General features: G+C 52.6%; 1 protein-coding gene and 2 pseudogenes. All 3 read left to right on the plus strand.

Going from position 1 to position 1,482, the window contains the following annotated elements:
* Positions 1 to 364 (plus strand): annotated as a pseudogene (locus ACQKP4_RS29055) (hypothetical protein); the annotation flags it as partial.
* Between the two features lie 141 nt (positions 365 to 505).
* Positions 506 to 817, plus strand: coding sequence for a 30S ribosomal protein S10 (gene rpsJ / locus ACQKP4_RS29060; protein ID WP_003186070.1), 312 nt, complete (start codon positions 506 to 508; stop codon positions 815 to 817).
* Between the two features lie 80 nt (positions 818 to 897).
* A pseudogene (gene rplC / locus ACQKP4_RS29065) lies at positions 898 to 1,401 on the plus strand (50S ribosomal protein L3); the annotation flags it as partial.
* Positions 1,402 to 1,482 lie beyond the last annotated feature (81 nt).

A 1,482-nucleotide genomic window follows, 5' to 3' on the forward strand; every position in this document is an offset into this window, starting at 1 on the left:
AGGACATCGACGCCGCTGGCCTTCGGCATCGGATGATGCTTGTGATCCCACTCCTCGATCCATGCCAGGTTCGGTTAAGCCGCACACTACCTTCGAAGCTGAAGTGTACGTGTTGAGCAAAGAAGAAGGCGGTCGCCACACTCCGTTCTTCAAAGGCTACCGTCCACAGTTCTACTTCCGGACCACTGACGTGACCGGTAACTGCGAACTGCCGGAAGGCGTTGAAATGGTAATGCCAGGCGACAACATCAAAATGGTTGTCACCCTGATCAAAACCATCGCAATGGAAGATGGTCTGCGTTTCGCTATTCGTGAAGGCGGTCGTACCGTCGGCGCTGGCGTCGTAGCCAAAATCATCGCTTAATAAGTGATGATTTGAAAAAGCCCCCGCCTAGCGGGGGCTTTTTTATTGGGTTGACACTATGGAAACCCGTCTATAGAATTGCGCCTCCTTTTAACGGGCGTATTGCGCTCGCTGGGAATAGCAGCCGGAGTCTGAAATCCAATGCAAAATCAGCAAATCCGTATCAGGTTGAAGGCTTTTGACCATCGCCTGATCGACCAATCCACCCAGGAAATCGTGGAAACCGCGAAACGTACTGGTGCTCAAGTGCGTGGTCCAATTCCACTGCCTACCCGTAAAGAGCGGTTCACCGTTCTGGTCTCCCCGCACGTCAACAAAGACGCGCGTGACCAGTACGAGATCCGTACTCATAAGCGCGTTCTGGACATCGTCCAGCCAACGGATAAAACCGTTGATGCTCTTATGAAGCTTGATCTTGCGGCCGGTGTGGAAGTGCAGATCAGCCTCGGCTAAGACTCGGTCTTAGTCGTGTAACGCTCTGAAATGGGCGGCCATAGCGGGTGAAAGCCCCGTACACTCATGAGGTTTACAACATGACTATTGGTGTAGTCGGTCGTAAATGCGGTATGACCCGTATTTTCACCGAAGAAGGTGTCTCCATTCCGGTCACGGTCATTGAGATCGAGCCGAATCGCGTCACCCAGTTCAAAACTGAAGAGACCGATGGCTATCGTGCAGTGCAAGTCACTGTAGGCGAGCGTCGTGCTTCGCGTGTTACAGCTGCTCAGGCTGGCCACTTCGCTAAGGCGAACGTTGCCGCTGGTCGTACCGTAATGGAATTCCGCCTTGAAGAAGGCGAGTACCAGGCCGGCGATCTGATCAACGCTGAAATCTTCGCCGCTGGCCAACTGGTTGATGTAACCGGTCAGTCCAAGGGTAAAGGCTTCCAGGGTACGATCAAGCGTTGGAACTTCCGCGGGCAAGATAATACCCACGGTAACTCCGTGTCCCACCGCGTTCCAGGCTCTATCGGCCAGTGCCAGACTCCTGGTCGTGTATTCAAGGGCAAAAAAATGTCCGGTCATATGGGCGCTGAGTTCTTTTAGAATAATCCTCAAGAGTACCAATGCTTCTCAAATTTTCCATTAACGGAAAGTAAAGAGGGGCCAACAATAGAA

This window comes from Pseudomonas sp. NPDC086278, from assembly GCF_050280905.1.
Taxonomy (GTDB): Bacteria; Pseudomonadota; Gammaproteobacteria; order Pseudomonadales; family Pseudomonadaceae; genus Aquipseudomonas.

Bases quoted from the DNA above. Each gene is read 5' to 3' on its own strand.
- rpsJ (WP_003186070.1), top strand. From the start codon at position 506: ATGCAAAATCAGCAAATCCGTATCAGGTTGAAGGCTTTTGACCATCGC.